General features: G+C 65.5%; 19 protein-coding genes. 11 read left to right on the top strand and 8 right to left on the bottom strand.

Annotated features, from left to right (window positions below; translation table 11 throughout):
• Positions 1-175: 175 nt before the first annotated feature.
• Both B2246_RS26990 and B2246_RS26985 read left to right on the top strand, forming a co-directional pair.
• Complete coding sequence (locus tag B2246_RS26990; RefSeq protein ID WP_008647673.1) at positions 176-862, top strand: heavy metal response regulator transcription factor; 687 nt, start codon at positions 176-178, stop codon at positions 860-862.
• On the top strand, positions 862-2250 hold the full coding sequence (locus tag B2246_RS26985; protein WP_286882685.1) for a heavy metal sensor histidine kinase: 1389 nt from the start codon (positions 862-864) through the stop codon (positions 2248-2250). Before B2246_RS26990 ends, B2246_RS26985 begins: the two co-directional genes overlap by 1 nt.
• On the opposite strand, the gene B2246_RS26980 is transcribed toward B2246_RS26985, so the two are convergent.
• From B2246_RS26980 to B2246_RS26950, 7 genes are all read right to left on the bottom strand, one after another.
• Positions 2251-2682: a DUF6691 family protein gene (locus tag B2246_RS26980; protein WP_286882686.1), complete on the bottom strand. Its 432-nt coding sequence runs from the start codon at positions 2680-2682 to the stop codon at positions 2251-2253. It abuts the gene before it with no gap.
• A gap of 1 nt (position 2683) precedes the next feature.
• Positions 2684-3118: a YeeE/YedE family protein gene (locus tag B2246_RS26975; RefSeq protein ID WP_286882702.1), complete on the bottom strand. Its 435-nt coding sequence runs from the start codon at positions 3116-3118 to the stop codon at positions 2684-2686.
• Between the two features lie 12 nt (positions 3119-3130).
• Positions 3131-3451, bottom strand: a complete 321-nt coding sequence (locus tag B2246_RS26970) for an ArsR/SmtB family transcription factor (protein ID WP_008647678.1) — start codon at positions 3449-3451, stop codon at positions 3131-3133.
• A gap of 138 nt (positions 3452-3589) precedes the next feature.
• Positions 3590-4849 carry a TolC family protein gene (locus B2246_RS26965; RefSeq protein WP_035882802.1) on the bottom strand — a complete coding sequence of 420 codons (1260 nt, stop codon included), beginning with the start codon at positions 4847-4849 and terminating at the stop codon, positions 3590-3592.
• Entirely contained in the window at positions 4846-7953 is a 3108-nt protein-coding gene (locus B2246_RS26960) for an efflux RND transporter permease subunit (RefSeq protein WP_008644024.1), read from the bottom strand. Before B2246_RS26960 ends, B2246_RS26965 begins: the two co-directional genes overlap by 4 nt.
• On the bottom strand, positions 7953-9053 hold the full coding sequence (locus tag B2246_RS26955) for an efflux RND transporter periplasmic adaptor subunit (RefSeq protein WP_286882687.1): 1101 nt from the start codon (positions 9051-9053) through the stop codon (positions 7953-7955). Before B2246_RS26955 ends, B2246_RS26960 begins: the two co-directional genes overlap by 1 nt.
• A gap of 87 nt (positions 9054-9140) precedes the next feature.
• Entirely contained in the window at positions 9141-9590 is a 450-nt protein-coding gene (locus tag B2246_RS26950; protein WP_008644019.1) for a hypothetical protein, read from the bottom strand.
• Between the two features lie 296 nt (positions 9591-9886).
• Here B2246_RS26950 and B2246_RS26945 point away from each other — a divergent pair, with 296 nt between their 5' ends.
• The 7 genes from B2246_RS26945 (at position 9887) to B2246_RS26915 (ending at position 17755) form a co-directional block, all read left to right on the top strand.
• On the top strand, positions 9887-10390 hold the full coding sequence (locus B2246_RS26945) for a type IV pilin protein (RefSeq protein ID WP_286882688.1): 504 nt from the start codon (positions 9887-9889) through the stop codon (positions 10388-10390).
• Positions 10391-10393: 3 nt separating this feature from the next.
• Positions 10394-10888, top strand: coding sequence for a pilus assembly FimT family protein (locus B2246_RS26940; protein WP_008644016.1), 495 nt, complete (start codon positions 10394-10396; stop codon positions 10886-10888).
• Positions 10885-11496: a type IV pilus modification protein PilV gene (pilV, locus tag B2246_RS26935; RefSeq protein ID WP_008644015.1), complete on the top strand. Its 612-nt coding sequence runs from the start codon at positions 10885-10887 to the stop codon at positions 11494-11496. The genes B2246_RS26940 and pilV overlap by 4 nt, the downstream gene beginning before the upstream one ends.
• Positions 11493-12536 carry a PilW family protein gene (locus tag B2246_RS26930; protein WP_286882689.1) on the top strand — a complete coding sequence of 348 codons (1044 nt, stop codon included), beginning with the start codon at positions 11493-11495 and terminating at the stop codon, positions 12534-12536. The genes pilV and B2246_RS26930 overlap by 4 nt, the downstream gene beginning before the upstream one ends.
• A gap of 2 nt (positions 12537-12538) precedes the next feature.
• A complete protein-coding gene (locus B2246_RS26925; protein ID WP_051705390.1) occupies positions 12539-13078 on the top strand; it encodes a pilus assembly PilX family protein in 540 nt (179 codons plus the stop codon).
• 45 nt (positions 13079-13123) lie between these two features.
• Complete coding sequence (locus tag B2246_RS26920; RefSeq protein WP_186426125.1) at positions 13124-16456, top strand: pilus assembly protein; 3333 nt, start codon at positions 13124-13126, stop codon at positions 16454-16456.
• Between the two features lie 105 nt (positions 16457-16561).
• Entirely contained in the window at positions 16562-17755 is a 1194-nt protein-coding gene (locus B2246_RS26915) for a DUF4382 domain-containing protein (RefSeq protein ID WP_008644009.1), read from the top strand.
• A 138-nt stretch (positions 17756-17893) separates the two neighbouring features.
• On the opposite strand, the gene B2246_RS26910 is transcribed toward B2246_RS26915, so the two are convergent.
• Positions 17894-18667, bottom strand: a complete 774-nt coding sequence (locus B2246_RS26910) for a DUF899 domain-containing protein (protein ID WP_008644007.1) — start codon at positions 18665-18667, stop codon at positions 17894-17896.
• A gap of 89 nt (positions 18668-18756) precedes the next feature.
• Here B2246_RS26910 and B2246_RS26905 point away from each other — a divergent pair, with 89 nt between their 5' ends.
• Positions 18757-19977, top strand: a complete 1221-nt coding sequence (locus B2246_RS26905) for a helix-turn-helix domain-containing protein (protein ID WP_286882690.1) — start codon at positions 18757-18759, stop codon at positions 19975-19977.
• Between the two features lie 29 nt (positions 19978-20006).
• Entirely contained in the window at positions 20007-20645 is a 639-nt protein-coding gene (locus tag B2246_RS26900) for a DUF5074 domain-containing protein (protein ID WP_008644003.1), read from the top strand.
• The last annotated feature ends 34 nt before the right edge of the window (positions 20646-20679 follow it).

Raw genomic sequence — 20679 nt, 5'->3', positions numbered from 1 at the left:
GTGAAATCGCGCCAGCAAAATGGCGCAGCGAGCACAGAGTAGTCAGGGCGCGGTAACCACCTAATGACCCAAAAATTACATTCCGGTAATGTCCGCGTCATGTTCGGACCGCGGCGTACACTTGCGGCGTTTTCCGGGCACGGGGCCCGGGTGCATTGGTTTGACGAGGACACGTATGAAGCTCCTGGTGGTCGAGGACGAAACCAAGACTGGCGAATACCTGAGGCAGGGCCTGACCGAGGCCGGCTTCATCGTGGACCTCGTGCATAACGGGCAGGACGGCCAGCACATGGCGCTGAACGAGTCCTACGACCTGCTGATCCTCGATGTGATGCTGCCCGATATCGATGGCTGGCGCATCCTGCAGAACATCCGGGCCGCCGGCAATCCCGTGCCGGTGCTGTTCCTGACGGCGCGTGACAGCGTCGCCGACCGCGTGAAAGGGCTGGAACTCGGCGCGGACGACTACCTCGTCAAGCCGTTCGCGTTCTCCGAACTGCTGGCCCGCGTGCGCACGCTGTTGCGCCGGGGTGCCGCGCAGGCACCGGTCGATCGTATTCAGATCGCCGATCTCGTGCTGGATCTGGCCCGACGCAGAGCCACGCGCGCCGGGCGCAGGATCGTGCTGACTGGCAAGGAGTTCGCGCTGCTGGAACTACTGGCCCGCCGCCGTGGCGAGGTACTGCCGCGTTCGCTGATCGCCTCGCAGGTCTGGGACATGAACTTCGACAGCGACAGCAATGTGATCGACGTGGCGATCCGCCGCCTGCGCGCGAAGATCGACGACGACTTCGACGACAAGCTGATCCAGACCGTGCGTGGCATGGGATACGTGCTGGAAGCGCCCGAGGATCTGGCCTGATGCGCGGCTATTCGTTGACCACGCGGCTGACCGCGCTGTTCTCGCTGACCTCGGCCTGCGTGCTGCTGGGGCTTGGCGTGCTGATCTTCACGGCCATGGACCGGCACTTCGCGGTGGAGGACTACGCGCTGCTGCGCGACAACATGCGCCTGGTCGAGAAGACCATCGCCGACAACACCGGTAGCACGCTGCCCACGCGCCTGGCGGACGCCTACCAGCATCACAGCGGACTCCTGGTCTATACGCGCGGTGCCAACGGTCAGGTGCACTACGCCACGCCGGATTTCGACTTTGCTGCAGCGCTGAAGACGTCGAATGAGGCATCGCGCAAGCATGTCGGCGATGACGACATCTTCCAATGGACGCAGGACGGCAAGACCTATCGCGGCATGCGTGCCACGGTGAACGCGGCGGGAGAGCGTACCGACGTGCTGCTGGGGATGGACACGGAGATCCACGAGCATTTCGTCCACGCCTTCCGCCGATCGCTGGTCTCGTATGTCGCGCTGGCTGTGCTGGCCAGCGGCATTTTCGGCTGGTGGGCCGCGCGCCGGGGTCTGGCGCCGTTACGCGCCATGGCCACGCGGGCAAAGGTCGTCACGGGAGACAAGCTCCATGAACGGATGCCGGTGGAAGCCGTTCCCGAGGAAGTGGCCAATCTCGCCGCCAACCTCAATGCGATGCTGGAACGCCTGCAAGATGATTTCCGCCGCCTGTCCGAATTCTCGTCCGATCTCGCGCACGAACTGCGCACGCCGCTGACGAATCTGATGACGCAGACGCAGGTGGCCTTGTCACAACCCAGGGACGCCGAGAAGTATCGGGAAATCCTGGCCTCCAACGCGGAAGAGCTGCAACGGCTGTCGCGAATGGTTTCGGACATGCTGTATCTGGCCAAGATGGAACACGGGCTCGACCTGCCGCACAAGGAAACCATTTCCATCGCGCAGGAAGCGGGGGCGCTGTTCGAGTTCTATGAGGCGCTGGCCGAGGACAAACAGGTGGCACTGCGCCTGCAGGGCGACGGCATCGTCGAGGGCGACCGCCTGATGCTGCGGCGCGCGCTGAGCAATCTGCTCTCCAACGCGCTGCGCCACACACCGCAGGCCGGCGCGGTGGTTGTCGAGGCGCACGCGGAAGGCGCCAGCGTGGTGGTGGCGGTGGAGAACGATGGGCCCGAGATTCCGGCCGAGTTGTTGCCTTCGCTGTTCGATCGGTTCTTCCGCGGTGACAAGTCGAGGCGGCGGCCCGAGTCGGACAGCGTCGGGCTCGGGCTCTCCATCACGCGCGCGATCATGACCGCGCACGGCGGCGGCATCTCGGTCCAGTCGGCGAACGGAAAGACCCGTTTCGTGCTGCGATTCCCGCCGCGGAGCGCGGAAGCCTGATCAGGCGCGCGCGACGCGCGCCTTGCTGCGTTCCAGCACTTCGAAGACCAGCATCCCGGCCGCCATGGCCAGCACGAAGCCGATGGCCTTCGGATAGCCTGCGCCCAACGCCACCAGCGCGGGGCCCGGGCAGAAGCCCGCCGTGCCCCAACCGATACCGAACAGCGCGCTGCCGATGACGAGCCTCGGCGTGATGACCGTATTCGTCGGCAGCTGCATGGGCAACCCGAGCAGCGAGTGCTGGCGGCGCTTGGCCAGCAGGAACGCCACCGAGCCAATCGCAATGGCGCCGACCATCACGAAAGCGAGCGAGGGGTCCCAACGCCCCGCCAGGTCGAGAAAACCCAGCACCTTGACCGGATTGGCCATGCCGGAAACCATCAGGCCGATGCCGAACAGCAGGCCCGCAAGCAGTGCGGTGATGGCGCTCATATCAGGCTCCGATCAGGTGATGGGTGACGAAAACGGTCAGAAAGCCTGCCGCCATGAAGGTCAGCGTGGCCACCAGCGAACGGATGGACCCACGCGAGATGCCGCAGACGCCGTGGCCACTCGTGCATCCGCCCGCGTAGCGCGTGCCGATCCCGACCAGAAAGCCCGCGACGAGCACCTCGCCCCAGCTTGCCTGGATATCGGCCTTGGCCGGCATCCCGAACAGCGCGGCAAGTACCGGGGCGCCGATCAGCCCTATCAGGAAGGCCACCCGCCACGTCATGTCGCGGCGCGGCAGGCTCAGCAGCCCGCCCAGGATGCCGCTGATGCCCGCGATCCGCCCATTGAACAGCACCAGCACGGCTGCAGCCACGCCAATGACGATGCCCCCGGCCAGGGACAGGCCCGGGGTGAAATTGCCAAGATCGATCAGCAGCATGTTCGCTCCTCAGGAATTCGCGCAGAACTGTTCGTACAGCACGGCCATGACAGCGAGTGCCTGCTCGCTGGCCACGGCATAGATGATGTTCTTGCCCTCGCGGCGCGTGGCTACCAGACCGTTTTCACGCAGCACGGCAAGCTGTTGGGACAACGTGGGCTGGTGAATGCCGAGCCGCGCCTCCAGTTCGCCCACCGACAGTTCGCCCTGTGAAAGCTGGCACATCAGCAGCAGGCGGTCAGGATTGGCCAGCACCTTGAGCAGCGCGCAGGCGTCCGCGGCTGCACTTTGCAGGCTGACGAGGTCGATGGAGGAATGGGTCTGGTTCATGGGCCGGTGCCGGTATGCGCCGATATAGGCCCCGGTACGGGCCGGGCCGGGCATCAATTGCGGGAATTATAGTCTATAAAAATATAGATTGTTAACGGGTACCCGGCAGACTTGCAGCGTCTGCCGGGGCGTTACCGCTCAGTCGTCAAAGTCCCACATGCGATGGAGATCGAGCTTCAGACGGGTATCCGACTCGAGCACGTCGACAGTGGCCAGGCGCTCCGCCAGCATGGCGTCGGCCAGGTTTCGACGCACGACGATCAGCTCCTGCAAGCCAGATTCGCCGGCGCGATACGCGCGCGTTGCGCGATCCGACGCCGTCCGTTGCAGCGTCGCAGCCTCGGTCTGGGCCGCTGCCGCCGCGCGCTTGCCGGACAGGTTCCGGTACAAGACGTCGAACTCCGCACCCAGGCGTTGCTCGACACCCAGCCGCTTCCGCGCGGCCGCCTCGGCATCCGCCGCAGCCGCCACTGCGTTAGAGCGGCGATACGCCGAGCCAAGCGGCATCGACACGCTGACCCCGAGAATCCGCTCTGCGCCGCCGCGTTCCACCGTGACGAACATGCCGACGGTCGGGTCCGGCTTGCGGTCCAGATCCGATCGTTTGGCCTGCTGCAATGCATGGGCTTCTTCCGCCATCGCCAGCAGGTATTCATGGCTGTCCTGCACGTAGATGCCGCGTAACTGCTCGGCCGGCTCCTGCGGAGGCTGCGGCAGCGCGATGCGAACGGGTGCCGGCGCCGGTTGACCCAGCATCGGGAAACGCGCGCGCAACTCGGCGAGCGATGCCGACTCGGTGGCCTGGGCGGTGGCCACCGTTGCACGTGTGCGCGCCAGTTCTGCCGCTGCCAGTTCCGCGTCGAGACGCGCGGCGTCACCCACCTGCACGCGCCGCGTCGTCATGGCTGCGAGGTCCGCCGCCGCGCGCGCATTGTCCTCGGCGGCCACGCGGGCCTGCCCAGCCCGAATTGCGGCGATCCAGAGGCTCAGGATCTGACGCGATGTTTCGTGCTTGGCGTCCTTGACCGAGAGGTTGCCGGCCTCGGTCGCGAGATCGGCCAGGGCGCCGTCGGCCTCCGCCTTGCCCCAGAGACGCAGCGGACGCTCGATTGCAATCTGGCCTTCGGGATAGCGCTCTGAGGGCTCGCGTACCTGCCGGCCCTGGCCGATCACCCGGACAACCGTTTCCGCCGTGCCCGCGCGCGTGCCTGCGGCGCGTGCCGTCGTGGCATCCCGCCGCGCTTCAGCCGTGAGCACGTCAGGCGCTCGCGCAACGGCCTCGCGCACTGCCGCCTCTGCAGGCAGGTACGACTGCGCGTCCTGCGCGAAGACGGCACCATTCGAGAGCAACGCGGCTCCTATCATCGCCAACGTGATGTTTCGCATTGCCGGCTTCATTGCATCTCTCCCTTGGCAGACGGACGAAGGCCAGGCACGCCGAAACGTTCGAACAACAGCGGCAGCAGGAGCAGCGTCAGCGCGGTGGATGTCACCAGTCCGCCGGACACGACAATCGCCAGCGGCCGCTGGATTTCAGAACCCGGGCCGGAGGCCAGCAGCAGCGGAATCATGCCGAGTGCCGCAATGCACGCGGTCATCAACACGGGCCGCAAGCGATCGCGCACGCCGACGCGCACGGTGGTGGCCATATCGTGCCCTTCGTCCAGCAACGCATTGAAGTGCGACACCAGCACCACGCCGTTGAGCACCGCGATGCCGAGCAGCGCGATAAAGCCCACCGACGCCGGCACGGACAGGTACTCGCCCGAGATCCGCAATGCGGCAATGCCACCGACCAGCGCGAACGGAATATTGGCGATGATCAGCACCGCCTGACGCACCGACCGGAACGTCAGCATCAGCAGCAGGAAGATCGCGCCCAGCGCCAGCGGCACCACCAGCGCGAGACGGGCCGCCGCGCGTTGCTGGTTCTCGAACTGGCCACCCCATACGATGCGCAGACCCTTGAGCGACGCAAGCTGATTCACCGCGGTTTGCGCTTCCTGCACGAAGCCAGCCAGATCGCGCCCACTCACGTTGACCTGGACCACGGCAAAGCGCGCCCCGTCCTCATGGTTGATGCGGACCGGTCCGTCGATGCGGTCGATACGCGCGAGCGACGTCAGTGGCCATACCTTGCCATCGGGCGCCGTCACCAGCAGACCCGTGAAGGCATCCGGCACCTGCCGCAGCCCCGGCCCGCCGCGCAGGATCAGGGGCGTGCGGACGATGCCTTCCGGCACCACGCCGATGCGGTCGCCTTCCACCAACGCGCGCAGTTGCGCCTGCAATGCGTCGCCGCTGAATCCGGCCTGCCCGGCCGCGGCCCTGTCGATCACTACGTTCATGTACTGCACGCCGCTGTTGCTCGGTGCGATCACCTCGGCCACGCCGTTGATCTTGCGTACCGTTGCGGCGATGGCGGTAGCGGCGTTGTCGATGGACGCAAGGTCGTTGCCGAATATCTTGATGGCCACATCGCCCCGCGTGCCGGTCAGCATCTCGGAGACGCGCATCTCGATTGGCTGCGTGAAACCGTAGACCACGCCCGGGAAGCGCTCCATCACCTTGCGGATCGATTCCGCGATATCGTCCTTGGTTCCGCGCCACTCGTCCTTCGGCTTGAGCACCAGGAAAGTGTCGGTCTCGTTCAGCCCCATCGGGTCCAGTCCCAGATCGTCCGACCCGGTACGCGCCACCACCGAGCGGATTTCAGGCACTTCCTTGAGCAGCGCCCGCTGGACACGCTGATCCAGCTCGAGCGATGCCGCCAGCGATACGGATGGCGCCTTCTGCAACTGCACGATCAGGTCGCCCTCATCCATGCTCGGCATAAACGTCTTGCCAACGGACACATACAGCCCGACCGCCAGCAACAACGCCGCGCCGGCCACCCCGAATACGGCGCGGCGATGCGCAAAACACCACTGCTGCAGCCGCGCAAACCCCGCAGCCACCTTGCGCATCATCCACGGCATCTCGTCCGCGTGGGCCTTCAGCACCAGCGACGCCAGCGCCGGCACCACCGTGAAGGCAATCACGATCGACGACGCCAGCGCCAGCACGATGGTCAGCGCCACCGGCGAGAACAGCTTGCCTTCCAGCCCCTGCAGCGACAGCAATGGCAGGAACACGATGGCGATGATCGACACCCCGGCCAGCATCGGCGTCGCCACCGATGTCACGGCGTGCCGGATAGCGGCGCCGCGCAGATCACTACGCGCTCCATGCTTCTCCTCGCGAGCCAGCGCCGTCTCGATGTTCTCCACCACCACCACGGCAGCGTCCACCAGCATGCCCAGCGCGATGGCCAGGCCACCCAGGCTCATCAGGTTGGCGGTGAGCCCGACGTAGCGCATCAGCAGGAAGGTCGCCAGGATCGACAGTGGCAGCGTGGCCGCCACCACCAGCGCAGCGCGCACGCCTCCGAGAAACAGGTACAGCAGCAGCACCACCAGCACGCTGGCTTCGATCAACGCGCGCACCACCGTGTTGGCCGCACGCGATACCAGCTCGCCACGGTTGTAGAACACGTGGGTCGTCATACCCTTGGGCAAGTCGGGCGCCAGCGCATCGAGTCGCGCCTGCACGGCATCCACCAGCTTGCGGGCATCGGTACCGCGCAGGCCGAGCACGAGGCCCTCGACCACTTCGCCGCGCCCGTCCTGCGTCACCGCGCCGTTACGCGTGGCTTCACCGAGCTTGACCGTGGCGACATCTCCGACGGTCACCGCCGCAGCATCCGCCATGCCCTGCCCGGACTCGACCACGATCGTGCGCAGATCGTCGACACCACGCACCCCGCCTTCCACCCGCACGACCCAGTGCTCGTCGCCCTGCTCCAGCCGGCCCGCGCCGTCGTTGCGGTTATTGGTGTCGAGCGCGTCGCGCAGCTGTTGCAGCGTCACGCCCCGGGCGCGCAGCCGCGCGGGATCGGGAATCACTTCGTAGCTGCGGACCTCGCCACCGAGCGAGTTGACATCGGCCACGCCCGGCACAGTACGCAGCGCGGGGCGGATCACCCAGTCGAGCACGCGCCGCCGGTCCGCCAGGCTGTAGCCATCGCCATCGACGGTGAACATGAACATCTCGCCCAGCGGCGTGGTGACGGGCGCGAGCCCCCCGACTGCCGATGACGGCAAATCGCGCGCGATACCTGCCATGCGCTCCGACACCTGCTGGCGTGCCCAGTAGACGTCCACCCCTTCCTCGAAGTCGACCGTGACATCGCTGATGCCGTACTTCGACACCGAGCGGACGATCGTCTTGTGCGGAATGCCCAACAACTCCTGCTCGATCGGCGTGGAGACGCGCTGCTCTACCTCCTCGGGCGTCATGCCCGGCACCTTCAGCACCACCTTGACCTGCGTGGGCGAGATATCAGGAAACGCGTCGATAGGCAGGTTCAGATAGGCCCACGCCCCGGCCGCCGCCAGCACGCAGGCGGCGATCAGCACCAGCGGGCGCTGCCGCAGGGAAAAATCAATCAGACGGCCTACCATCACTGGTCTCCCGTCAGGATGCCCTTGAGCGCCCCAATGCCGGTGACCGCCACGCGAGCGCCGACAGGTAGCCTGGTCCGGACGACGGCAGTGGCGTCGTCGGTGCTGTCGATCTCGACGCGGTGGAACGTAAAGCCCTTGTCAGTGGCCAGGAATACGCCGGGCACCCCCTGCCAGTACACCAGCGCAGCGGCCGGAATCCGCACGCGGCCGGGCGCGCCGGACCCATCCGTGGCGCCGCGCAGCACCAGCGTGACGTTGATGTTCTCGCCCGCGCGAAGGTTGCCGCGCCGCTCCAGCGACGCCCGCACGCGCACGCCGGCGGTGCCATCGCCTGTCGGCGCAATACCGATCACCTTGCCGCTGGCGCCGCGCGGCTTGATGTCCACGGTATCGCCCAGCGACGGCACGGGAATGTCGCGGCCAACCAGCAGGTCCAGTTCCACCGCGTCGGGATCGACGATCCGGAACAGCGGCGCGGCGGCGTCCACGCGCGCGCCGGGAACAGCATTGACCTCGGACACCACGCCGGAACGATTGGCTACCAGTTGCGCCTCGCCGCCCGCGCCCGTGAAAGCGATGCCCGCCGAGGCCAGCTCGGCACGCCGTGCCTTGACCATCGCCGCCGCCTCGGTCGCGCGGGCCTCGGTGGCCTGCAGACGGCTGTTCGCGATGATGCCGTCGTCGAACAGCAGCTTGTCACGGGCCAGCGATTTCTGGGCGAGGTTGACCTGCGAGTTGGCTTCCGTCAGCGCGCGGCTGGCTTCGAAAAGCTGCGGACTGGCGAACGTCGCCAGAGCCTCCCCACGCCGCACGGTCTGACCGACCGCCACGATCACGCGCGGCACGATCCCCGCGTAGGGCGCTGCCACGACGTACTGGGCGTCGGGCCGGAAAACGACCCGCGCGTGCGTGCCAACCTCCAGGTTTGCCGACGCCTGGACAGGACTGAACCGCACGCCCAGCGCCCGCGCCTGGTCGGCGGACAGTGGCACCGGCTGCATCGCCGGCGGGTTGGTGGACTGGGCAAACGACTGCCCGACAAGAAACACGGCCGACGCGATAGCCGCGCCGATCCTGGGGAACCGGGAAAAGACCATACATGACTCCAGAATGCGAAACCCGCGCGGGCCCGCTCTCGAATCAGGGCGCGCGCGAACATGCCGGCGGACTGCCGGCCGGTGACATCAGGAGAAGATGGGGGGAGCTTGGGCTGGTGGTGGCCATCCAACACGACTGGACCATCGGCCACGCGGTGATGCTGGCCGCCAGGCACGGCGCGGCGTGACGTAGACCGCGAGCGCGGCCAGCAGGACAAACGTCAGAACAGACGCGCCAAGCACGGCAGCGGCCTGGAGCAACAGGGAAAAGGAAAGCGGCCCGATGGCGGTTTCGACATCGACCTCGAAGGGCTCGCGATGAGAGCCAAAGGCGTGGTGATGGTGGTCGCCATGCCTGCTCAAATCCTCGAAACGCGAATGAGAATCGACTGATCTGGACGGCGACGTATGCACGTGCAGGCCAGTCTGGTTGGGAGTACCGATATGGCCGTGCAGGAGCGGGGTCAGCAACTGCGCCAATACGATGATCAGCAGCAGCGCGCCCCGGAGCGGGATGCTCGCGGTCGCACGTGTCATGACGGTGGATTGTAGCCGATGCGGCTTGCATCCACATCGGTGGAAGGCGGTGCGTTTTTAACTCAACCAGGTTAGCAGAGATACGGGTCGATCGACTCGTAGTGCTTGTCTTAACGCTGGCTTAAGACTGGCTTGGTTCTTCGCGCGACCAAGGTCCTTGCTGTCGATGGTGTTTCCACCACAGACATAGGAAGAATCCTAGAAACGGTTGACCCTTCCCATGACGAGTCATACACTCGCCGACAGAAATTTATCGGCACCGGGTCAGCCGAACATATATAGAAAAAGGAGCACACATGGGACAACCCTGCCCCACGGTGCAACATGGTCACGTGCGTACACGCGGACTGTTTCGGGATATCGGGTTCACTGGGGAGGACGCGCGCACGCGCGGGTCGTCGCGTGGCTTCACGCTGATCGAAGTCATGATCACGGTCGCCATTATCGGCATCCTCGCCGCCATCGCGTTTCCCAGCTACCAACGTTACGTCGTCAGGGGCAACCGCGCCGCGGCCGAGGCATTCGTCCTCGAGGCCGCGAGCCTGCAGGAACGCTACCTGGTCGACAATCGCGCCTACGCCACGACCCTTTCCGCGCTTGGCCTCGCTGCCTTGCCTGGTTCGATCTCGCCCAACTATCAGGTCACTCTCACCGTGACGGCCGCGCCTCCGGCCTACGTTTTCACCGCTACCCCGATCAATACCCAGCTTGCCCTGGACACCGACTGCGGCGTGCTGACGCTGAACAATACCGGCGACAAGACGGCCGCCGGCGTGGCACCCACCTCCTGCTGGAAATAGGCCATGCCGAACCTCTCGCCAACCTTGCCGGCGACGCAGCGCGCGGCCGGCTTCACGTTGATCGAGCTGATGGTCACCGTCATCGTGCTGGTGATCGTCGTCTCCATGGCCGCGCCGTCCATGAGCCAGTTGATCTCGTCGCAACGCACCCGTAACGCCGCTGCCGACCTGGCCTCCGCCTTGACCCTGACGCGCAGCGAAGCCGTCAATCGCAGTGCCACCACGACGATGACGGCATCCGGCACCGGCGGGTCATGGACCGGTGGCTGGGCCGTGGCGGCCGGCACCGCCCGGATTCGCGGCTATGGCCCGTACGACGGCATCACCATTACCGCAAGCAGCGGAAGCTCGCTGGCCATCGGCAATGATGGCCGCCCCATTGCTGGCACCCAGACATTCCAGGTGGCGCCATCCACCAATGCGACCAGCGCCACGACTCTCTGCGTCCAGTTGGGCGGCACCGGGCGCGTGACCACCGTGAACGGAACTTGCACATGATGAATCGCATGCACCGCACACAAAGGCCGCGCCGCCAGCGCCCGGGAATCGGCCTGGCATCACAGCGTGGCGCCACCATGATCGAGGTGCTGGTCTCCGTCGTGATCCTGCTGATCGCGCTGCTCGGCACGGCCGGGCTGATTGCGCGCTCGGGACAGACCGAGATGGAGTCTTACCAGCGCGCGCAGGCACTCACGCTGCTGAAAGACATGGTGGCGCGCATTAACGCCAATCGTCAGGCTGCCCCCTGCTATGCCAGCGGCAGCACCATGACCGTGATGGGCAACGCCACCGTCGCGCCACCGGTGTGCACGGGCGTGAGCAATGCCCAACTGGGCACGGCCACGGCCGATCTCGCCGCATGGAACACCGCGCTGCAGGGTAGCGCCGAGAGCAGCAGCAGCGGCACGGCGGTCGGCGCCATGATCGGCGCGCTTGGCTGTATCGAATCGATCGATGCCACCAACCAGATCTACCGCGTCACGGTGGCATGGCAGGGGCTGGCGCAAACCGTGACCTCCTCGTTGCCATGCGGTGCGGGCTCGTTCGGCAACGACGCGAACCGCCGCGCCATCAGCGTAACGGTCCGCATCGGAGTCCTGTCATGACGCGGGCGCATCATGCAGCCGCGCTGCGCCTGAGGGGCCGGCAACGCGGTTTCTCGCTGGTCGAGCTGATGGTGGCCATCACGCTCACCCTGATCATCCTGACCGCACTTTCGGCGCTCTTTCTCAATACCAGCACGACACGCAACGAGTTCGCCAACAGCGCGGACCAGATGGAGAACGGCCGGTACGTGCTCGACACGATGACCCGCGAGCTCGAGCTTGCGGGTTTCTTCGGCCCGACCAACCTCTCCACCAAGGCGCAGGTTTCGAGCCCTGATGTCTGCGCCACCGATCCCAGCGCGCTCGGCTTCTCGGGGTCGCCTGTCACGATGCCGCTTGGCGTGCAGGGCTTCGCGCCCGGCACCGTCGCGCCGTGCCTGTCGAATCTGCTGGCAAGCTCCGAGATCCTGGTGGTTCGGCGCGTGTCGACCACGCCGGTCAGCGCCGCGGTAACCGGCACACCGTATCTGCAGGCGTCCTATTGCGCGAGCGACACGTCGCAGATGGTCTTCGGCGCCAGCGCCGCGCAGTTCACCTTGCGCACCAAGACCTGCGACAACACCGTGCCGTCTGAGCTGCGCCAGGCGACGGTCCGCATCTATTACCTTGCCGGATGCGACCAGTGCAGCGGCAGCGGAGACGGCGTGCCGACGCTGAAAATGGCCGAGCTAAGTAACGGCGCATTCCAGATCCAGTCGGTGGCCGTCGGCATCCAGGACATGCATCTGATCTACGGGGTCGATCTGGATAACAACGGCGCGCCCGACTGCTACGTGGCAGACCCCGGTAGCAACAATGCCGCGCAGTGCACGACAGTGACGACTTACGACTGGAGCACGCCACTGACCAACTGGAAGAACGTGACCGCCGTCCGGATCGGCGTGCTGGCCCGTACCTCGCGCACGACGAACGGCTGGACGGACACGCGTACCTACGACCTCGGTCGCGCGCAAGCGGCTGGCCCTTTCAACGACAGCTACAAGCGTCACATCTACGCGCAGACGGCCCGCCTGATCAACGTCGCGGGGAACAGGGAATGAAGATGCACCGGACACGACGCCGACAATCCGGCGCAACGCTCCTGATCACGATGATCTTCGTCGTGATCTTCCTGCTGCTGGTCATCTCCCTGGTGAGCACCGGCATCGTCAATACCAAAGTGACGGCCAACCAGCAGCACAACGTCGAAGCGGTCAGCGCGGCGCAGCAAGGCATCGAGCAGGTCATCAGCCAGGACTTCACGTCCGCGCCGGTCGCCACCACCGTCCCCGTGGATGTGAATGGCGATGGCAAGGCGGACTACACCGCGCAAGTGGCGACGCCGGTTTGCCAATCGAGCACCACGATCACGAACACGCAACTCGACGTCACCAATCCAGATGACGTGGCGTGCTTCGTCGGCAACGGTAACAACAACACCGGCATCATCGATGCCACCGGCGGTAGCGGAGGCAACTCGCTCTGCAACACCACGCAATGGGATGTCAGCGCCACCGTGAACGACACAGGCTCCACCAACGCCAATGCAACGCTCCATCAGGGCATCGCGGTACGAGTGCCCTACGGTACCGCCTGTCCCTGATCAACAACGCAGCTGCCTTTCAATTCGCCGCTCCAGGAACCGCTCATGCGCAAATCCGCCCCTCATCTCGCGCTCGCTGGCTGCCTCGCGATGGCCATCTCGCTGCCGGCCTCGGCCGAGGACATCGACCTGTACACGGGTCTCCAGCCGGAGGCTGGCAAGCCCAACGTCCTGATCGTGCTCGACAATGCGTCAGCCTGGAATGCCTCGGCGAATTTCACATGTTCCACGTCAGGCGTGGTGTCGAGCAATAACGCGAACACCGATGCGGGTGCCGAGCAGTGCGCGCTGTACAACGCCGTCTACTCGATTCTGAATAGCCAAACGCTACTCGGCAACATCAACCTCGGCATCATGATGTTCGGCGACAGCAAGAACTTCGGCGGCATCATGAAGTTCCCGTCCACGGCGCCGTACAAGCTGCCGCTGATGGACGCCACCGGCGTCAATAACTTCCTCACGTACGTCAAGACAATCGACCGAACTGGCGACAGCGCCGGCAACTCGCAGGTCGCCGGGGCGATGCAGGAAGCCTGGGCGTACTATGCCGGCCAGCAGGGCCTGTCCGGCATCACCTATAAGTCGCCGATCGACAACCCATGCCAGCGCAACTTCGTCATCTACATCGCCAACGCGGTCAACAACGGCAAACCCGGTGACACCGGACAGAATGCCATCAACAGCCTGACGAACCAGGCCAAGGCGAGCGCCGCGCAACTGCAGCAGATCGTGCTGCCATCGGCCACCAACAAGTACCAGGCCAACTGGGCTGACGAGTGGGCACGGTTCAACTACCAGACCAATCTGTCGGCCAGCTCGACCGACCATCAGAACATCGTCACCTATACGATCGGCGTGACCGACGGGAGCAACCCCGACTACCTGCAACTGACCAAGAGCATGGCCAGCAACGGCGGGGGCAAGTACTCCGAAGTCAAGCTCGGGGATCCAAACGGGCTGGCCGACGCCCTGATGGCCATCTTCAACGAAGTGCAGGCGGTCAACAGCGTGTTCGCCTCGGTCAGTCTTCCGGCTTCGGTCAATGCGCAGGGCCAGTTCCTGAACCAGGTCTACGTCGGGATGTTCCGCCCCGACGCGACCGCCGCGCCGCGCTGGATGGGGAACCTGAAGCAGTATCAGGTGGGCTATGACACCAACGGCAACCTGGTCCTGCAGGATGCCAAGGGTGCCAGCGCCATCAGCAACGCCCAGACCGGCTTCATCTCGCCCAACTCCGTCAGCTTCTGGACGGCGGAGCCACCCCAGTCCTATTCCAGTGCTGGATACGGTCCCAACATGACGACCTGGCCGTCCGGTGGCTACTGGCAGAACAGTCCGTCTGGCACTGGCTGGCAGTTCGATTCGCCAGACGGCGAAATCGTGGAAAAAGGCGGCGTGGCGGAAATGATGCGCGCGCAATGGCTGGGCGATCAGACTTCCCGCAGGCTGCTGACATGCAATGGCGTGGGCACGTGTTCCGCATCGGGTGGCGTTAGCGCCCTGACGAGCTTCGATGCCAACAACAAGTGGTTGACTGGCACGAGTGGGCTGGCAGCCCTTAACGTCAACGCCACGACGGATACCACCAACACGAACGTGATCCAGGCCCTCCCGTCCACCGAGGTGCCTAACCTGATTGCCTGGGTGCGCGGCCAGGACATGACCCCTGCCAGCACCAGCACTAGCACCAGCGGCAGCAGTGGCAGCAGCGGGAATGGAAACGGAAACGGGAATGGCAAGAACAACGGCAGCAGCGGTTCCGGCACCACGACCACCACGACAACGACCATGGCAGGCGCGGAAGCGGAACTCGGACCGGGGGCACCGGTAACCGTCCGCTCGTCGATCCACGCCGACGTGCTGCACTCGCGCCCCGCTGTGGTCAACTATGGCGGCTCCATTGGTGTCGTGGTCTACTACGGCACGAACGATGGTGTCTTCCACGCCGTCAACGGCAATCGCACCCAGGGCATTGGCGCCACGCGTGCCGGGGGCGAAATCTGGGGCTTCATCGCGCCCGAGTTCTTCGGCAAGCTCAATCGTCTCTACCAGAACACGCCGGAAATCAAGCTCTCGACCACGCCGGCTGGCATCACGCCGACGCCGCTGCCGCGCGACTACTTCTTCGATGGCAGCACGACGGTCATGCAGGATCTCCGCGATCCGAACAACCCGCACGTCATGATCTTCCTGACCGCACGACGTGGCGGTAGCCTGGTCTACGCACTCGACGTGACCGATCCGACCAACCCGCAGTTTGTCTGGCGGCTCAGCAACACTGACCTCGCCGAGATGGGCCAGACCTGGTCGCAGCCCAAGGTGATGCGCGTGCGCGGCAATGCGAACCCCGTCATCGTCATGGGCGCGGGCTACGACCCTGCCGAGGATAGCGACCCGTCCCCGGGCGTCAATACGATGGGGCGCGGCCTGATCATGGTGGACGCCTACAAGGGCAACATCGTCTGGTCCGCGCAGCCGTCCTGTGCTGGCGTCACAACGCCATGCCTGGCCGTATCCGGCATGACCCGCGCGATTCCTTCCGACGTCACGCCGCTCGATCGCAACGGCGATGGCTATGTGGAGCGCGTGTACGTGGGCGATGTAGGCGGCAATGTCTGGCGCGCCGATTTCGAAACCGCTGCCGGCAATGCGCCCACCGCCTGGACGGTCACGAAGCTTGCGGCCCTGGGCGGCGGCGCAGGTACGAACAATGCTCGCAAGTTCTTCTATCCGCCTGATGTCGTCTCGACGAATGGATACGATGCGATCTCGCTTGGCTCCGGCGACCGCGAGCATCCTCTCTACTCGGCGTCCACCGCACCCGGCACCGCATACAACGTGGTCAACCGCCTCTACATGCTGAAGGACACCAACACCACTGGCATGTCGACGTCGTGGAGCCCGATCACGGAAAGCAACCTGTTCGATGCCACGGCCACGACCTACGATGGCAGCAAGTCGGGCTTCTTCATCACACTGATCAACCCGGGCGAAAAGGCGGTGAACGCACCGCTGACCGTCGCGGGCTATACGAACGTAGGCACCAACACGCCTTCCGTGCCGGTCGCCGGCGCTTGCTATCCGAACCTTGGCACCGCGCGTAGCTATTCCTACAACTTCCTGACCAGCATCGGCCAGAACACGAACCGCTACATCGTGCTGGACGGCGGCGGCTTCCCACCGTCGTCGGTGTTCGGCCTGATCACTGTCAGCACGGGCGGCAACTCCGTCGTCACGCCAGTGCTGCTGGGCGGCGGCAATCAGACCGCCACCGGTGGCGGCGATGCGAAATCGGGGCTCGGCGTGCAGAAAGTGAAGCCCACCGGCCTTGGCAAGCGCAAGCGTATCTACTGGTACGGCGAGGTCGACAAGAAGTAGCCTTGTCGAGGCGCGGCGGCTGTTACGAATGGTTGCAATCCCCGGACTCGGTCAATCTACCGCCGAGCCTAAGATTCGGGCAACAAGCCCCGAGGGAGAGCCGCCATGAAAGCAGTCGCCCGCGCAACACTGATTGCCGTACCGTTCGTCTCGATGCTGACCGCGTGCGGCGGTGGCGGAGATGGCAGCAGCGGCAGCAATAGCGGCACTACCGGCAACGGTACCTTGCAGGTCTCGATGACCGATGCCCCCGCCTGCGGCTTCGACCATGTCTTCGTCACGGTCAACAAGGTCCGGGTGAACACCAGCAGTTCCGCCGGTGACAATGATGCCGGCTGGACCGACATCACGATGGCCTCCCCCCAGAAGATCGACCTGCTCACGCTGACCAACGGCGTGCTGGCCGACCTGGGCCGCGCCCCGCTTCCCGCGGGCCAGTATCAGCAGATCCGACTGGTGCTTGCAGCCAACCAGGGCAACACACCCGCCAACTCCGTGGTGGTCAGCGGCACCACCACCGAGCAGCCGCTGGACACGCCAAGCGCCACGCAAAGCGGGTTCAAGATCATCCAGCCGTTCACCGTGCAGCCGAACACGCTGGCGGACCTGGTGCTCGACTTCAACGCGTGCAAATCGATCGTCCAGCGCGGCAACGGCACGTACAGTCTCAAGCCGGTGGTCACCGCGATCCCGATGGTCGTCAGCGGCTCGATCACGGGTAACGTCGCGATGGCGCAGGCCGGCGCACAAGTCTTCGCGGAACAGAATGGACAAGTCGTCCGCGGCACGGTGGCCGACGGCAACGGGCAATTCGTGCTGTCGCCGCTGGTGCAGAGTTCGACCAATGGCACCTACGACGTGGTGATCGTGGATAACCAGGTACCCACGGGCCATGCCACCGGCATCATTCGCTCCGTGCCGGTGACGGCCACGCAGACCACGACGATCTCCACTGCCGGGGCACCGTTCACGCTACCGACCTCGGCCACCAACACGGCTGCCGGCACGACCACCCCGGCCGCGCAGGCGTCGCTGCGAGCCTTGCAGACGATCGGATCGGCATCCTACGAGATCACCTCCACGAACGCGAACCTGGACACCGGCGCCTATTCGCTGGCACTTCCCGCAGCGGCCCCGCTGGTGGGCACGTATGGCACCCCTCTGCCGATCACACTGCAGAGCATCACCGCCGTGGCAGGCAAGTACTCGATTCAGGCCACCTCCGCGGCGGGCGCCACGCAGAGCACCCCGGTGAATGTCTCCTCGGGCAATCAATCGGGCATCGACTTCAGCTTCTAGTCGATCTGGATAGTCGCCAGTCGCTCGGCCGGGCCCGCAAACGAGAAGGGCCCGGTTCATTGCAACCATTCGTAACAAGGCCCCGGTGCGATAGACAAGAAATATCATGCCGTGACATGACATCAGGCCGCCAGACGATCACGCCGGTGCCGGATCCGCGTACTCGTCGTGCCGCTTCCACCATGGACCCGCCTCGTTGCGCCCTCTCGGCGCGCGGTCGAGCCACTGGTACATCCCCCACAAGCCATCCAGCCCGCGCGCGTACGTCGAGTAGGTGTGATAGATGACGTCGTCTTCGATCACGAATGCGCTCAGGCCTGGCAAGTCTCGCGAGAACGTGGCGGCGTCCGTGCCGCAGGTCGCTGCGAACTTCTTGAGCGGTTCGGGCGGCTCGGCCGTGTCCAGCTTGCGCCGCCCGCGCTCGTAGTTGTATTCGGTATCGCCGGTACGCTGCTGCGCCTCGGTCATCGAGACATTGAAGTCGAAGTTGAAATCGCTGCTGGACGATGACGCCCAGGGGAACGTCCAGCCCATCCGGCGCTGGTATGCCAGCAGCTTGTCGAGCGGCGCGCGCGAAGCCGCCCAGAGCATCACGTCGTGATTGGCCAGGTGGATCGCAAAGCCGTTGAAGCTATCGGCAATCGACGAGCAGGATGGGCACCCGGCCCTGTAGTCGGGGCCGAACATGAAGTGGTAGACCAGCAGTTGCGATCGCCCCCGGAACAGGTCCGACAGCGATGCGCTGCCCTGCTCGGTATCGAACCGGTATGCCTTGTCCACGCGCACCCATGGCAGTGCCTGACGCAGGCGCGCCAGTTCGTCGCTGCGGCGCGTCAGTTCTTTCTCCGCCTTGAGCAGATCGAGCCGCGCGGCCAGCCATTGTTCGCGCGTCCCGGTGGAATGTGTGGTCATCGTCGCTCCCTCCAATGCAGTAGGTATCCCTGTGCTAGATTAGGCGCCTCCATCGCCACTGCGGGAGTGACAAATATGTCGGGATTCGGATGGACTCGCTGATCACGGCCGCAGCGTTGGCGCTTTCGGCCGGCGATCCGCTTGGCGCGCTCAATCGCGTGGCCCTGCGCGACGATCCCCCTGCACTCGCGCTGCGCGGCATCGCCATGGCGCAGCTTGGCGAATTCGCCCGCGCCAAGGCACTGCTACGAAGCGCCGCACGCGCCTTCGGCGCGAAGGAGGCGGTCTCCCGGGCGCGATGTATCGTTGCCGAGGCGGAAGTCGCACTGGCCTCGCGTGACCTGGGCTGGCGGACCAAATGGCTCGATGCGGCGCGCGTCACGCTGGAGGCGCATGGCGACCACGCCAATGCCGCCTGCGCACGCTATCTGGAGCTTCGCCGTCAGTTGCTGACCGGACAGCTCGACGTGGCCGAGCAAGCGCTGGACGCCATCGATCCCACGGTCTTGCCACCGGCACTGCGGGCAGCCCACGAACTGGTTGTCACCGGTGTTGCCATGCGGCGGCTGCGCACACAGGAGGCCCGCATGGGATTGGTCCGCGCCGAGGCCTTCGCGCGCGATGCCGGCATCCCCGCGCTACTCGCCGAGGTCCAGAGTGCCGCAGCGCAACTCGATGCGCCGGCGGCCCGCCTGATCGCCCGTGGTGACACCCGATCCATTGGGCTCGATGAGGTGGCGTCGCTGCTGGCTTCTCCCACGCTCGTGGTCGACGCGTGCCGCCTGGCCGTGAGCGAGGCTGGCACGGTGGTCTCGCTGGCGTCGCGCCCGGTGCTGTTCGCGCTGGCTCGCACGCTGGCGGAGGCATGGCCCGACGATGTCGCGCGCGACACGCTGATCGCGCACGCCTTCCGCACCCGTCATGCCGACGAAACGCTGCGCGCGCGACTGCGAGTGGAAATCGGCCGATTGCGTGCGGTGCTGAGCCCGATGGCCGGCATCCATGCAACGAAGCGCGGCTTCGCATTGGCGCCGTGCCAAGCGACCGAAGTCGCGGTGCTGGCGCAGCCGGTCGAGGATGCGCATGCCATGCTGCTGGCCAGCCTTGCGGACGGCGAGGCCTGGTCGAGTTCCTCGCTGGCGCTAGCGCTTGGCGCCAGCCAGCGCTCGATTCAACGAGCGCTCGATACACTGGCAGCCGCCGGCAAAGTCCAGTCGATCGGGCGCGGCCGCGCCCAGCGCTGGATCACCGCGCCGATGCCAGGTTTCACGACAACCTTGTTACTCCACGTGCCGCTGCCAGGCGATTAGCATGAAATCCCGCTCAACGGATAACCATCATGAAACGAACCAACGCAACAATCCTCCGCGAATTCGGCCCCTTCCCCGGCGTCGAGCAAGTGAATGGCGTGACCTATGACGGCAAGCAGGTCTGGATGGCAGTTGGCAATAGTCTGGTCGCGCTCGACCCGGCCACCGGCAAGACCCTGCAGACGATCGACATCGCGGCACACGCCGGCACGGCATTCGATGGCCGGCATATCTTCCAGATCGGCGATGACCGCATCCGGAAAATCGACCCGGTGACGGGCCGCGTGCTGGCCACGATTCCAGCGCCCGGCGGCGGTGGCGACTCAGGGCTCGCCTGGGCCGAAGGCACGCTGTGGGTCGGCGAGTATCGCGAACGCAAGATCCATCAGATTGACCCGGAGACCGGCGCCATCCTGCGCACCATCACCTCTGATCGTTTCGTCACGGGGGTCAGCTGGGTAGACGGCACGCTCTGGCACGGCGCTGGTGAGGGCGATCAGGGCGCGCTGCGTCGTATCGACGCGGCAACCGGTGAGGTGCTGGAACAGATCGACATGCCACCCGGCGTGATGGTGTCGGGGCTCGAGTCCGATGGGAAGGAGCAGTTCTTCTGCGGCGGCGGCACCAGCGGCAAGCTGCGCGTGGTGCGTCGCCCTGCCCGCGATTGACGTGAGGTTTGGCGGAGTGAGGGGCTGGAGCCCA

The organism is Cupriavidus sp. UBA2010, from assembly GCF_002335265.1.
GTDB lineage: Bacteria > Pseudomonadota > Gammaproteobacteria > Burkholderiales > Burkholderiaceae > Cupriavidus > Cupriavidus metallidurans.
Note: the sequence above shows the minus strand (reverse complement) of the source record. Positions and strands in the feature narration are given on the sequence as shown.

Coding starts and splice junctions, on each gene's coding strand:
- B2246_RS26980 (WP_286882686.1), bottom strand. CDS start 2,682: ATGAGCGCCATCACCGCACTGCTTGCGGGCCTGCTGTTCGGCATCGGC.
- B2246_RS26910 (WP_008644007.1), bottom strand. CDS start 18,667: ATGACCACACATTCCACCGGGACGCGCGAACAATGGCTGGCCGCGCGG.
- B2246_RS26920 (WP_186426125.1), top strand. CDS start 13,124: ATGCGCAAATCCGCCCCTCATCTCGCGCTCGCTGGCTGCCTCGCGATG.
- B2246_RS26930 (WP_286882689.1), top strand. CDS start 11,493: ATGACGCGGGCGCATCATGCAGCCGCGCTGCGCCTGAGGGGCCGGCAA.
- B2246_RS26905 (WP_286882690.1), top strand. CDS start 18,757: ATGGACTCGCTGATCACGGCCGCAGCGTTGGCGCTTTCGGCCGGCGAT.
- B2246_RS26945 (WP_286882688.1), top strand. CDS start 9,887: ATGGGACAACCCTGCCCCACGGTGCAACATGGTCACGTGCGTACACGC.
- B2246_RS26900 (WP_008644003.1), top strand. CDS start 20,007: ATGAAACGAACCAACGCAACAATCCTCCGCGAATTCGGCCCCTTCCCC.
- B2246_RS26940 (WP_008644016.1), top strand. CDS start 10,394: ATGCCGAACCTCTCGCCAACCTTGCCGGCGACGCAGCGCGCGGCCGGC.
- B2246_RS26925 (WP_051705390.1), top strand. CDS start 12,539: ATGCACCGGACACGACGCCGACAATCCGGCGCAACGCTCCTGATCACG.
- pilV (WP_008644015.1), top strand. CDS start 10,885: ATGATGAATCGCATGCACCGCACACAAAGGCCGCGCCGCCAGCGCCCG.
- B2246_RS26985 (WP_286882685.1), top strand. CDS start 862: ATGCGCGGCTATTCGTTGACCACGCGGCTGACCGCGCTGTTCTCGCTG.
- B2246_RS26990 (WP_008647673.1), top strand. CDS start 176: ATGAAGCTCCTGGTGGTCGAGGACGAAACCAAGACTGGCGAATACCTG.
- B2246_RS26970 (WP_008647678.1), bottom strand. CDS start 3,451: ATGAACCAGACCCATTCCTCCATCGACCTCGTCAGCCTGCAAAGTGCA.
- B2246_RS26965 (WP_035882802.1), bottom strand. CDS start 4,849: ATGAAGCCGGCAATGCGAAACATCACGTTGGCGATGATAGGAGCCGCG.
- B2246_RS26960 (WP_008644024.1), bottom strand. CDS start 7,953: ATGGTAGGCCGTCTGATTGATTTTTCCCTGCGGCAGCGCCCGCTGGTG.
- B2246_RS26955 (WP_286882687.1), bottom strand. CDS start 9,053: ATGGTCTTTTCCCGGTTCCCCAGGATCGGCGCGGCTATCGCGTCGGCC.
- B2246_RS26950 (WP_008644019.1), bottom strand. CDS start 9,590: ATGACACGTGCGACCGCGAGCATCCCGCTCCGGGGCGCGCTGCTGCTG.
- B2246_RS26915 (WP_008644009.1), top strand. CDS start 16,562: ATGAAAGCAGTCGCCCGCGCAACACTGATTGCCGTACCGTTCGTCTCG.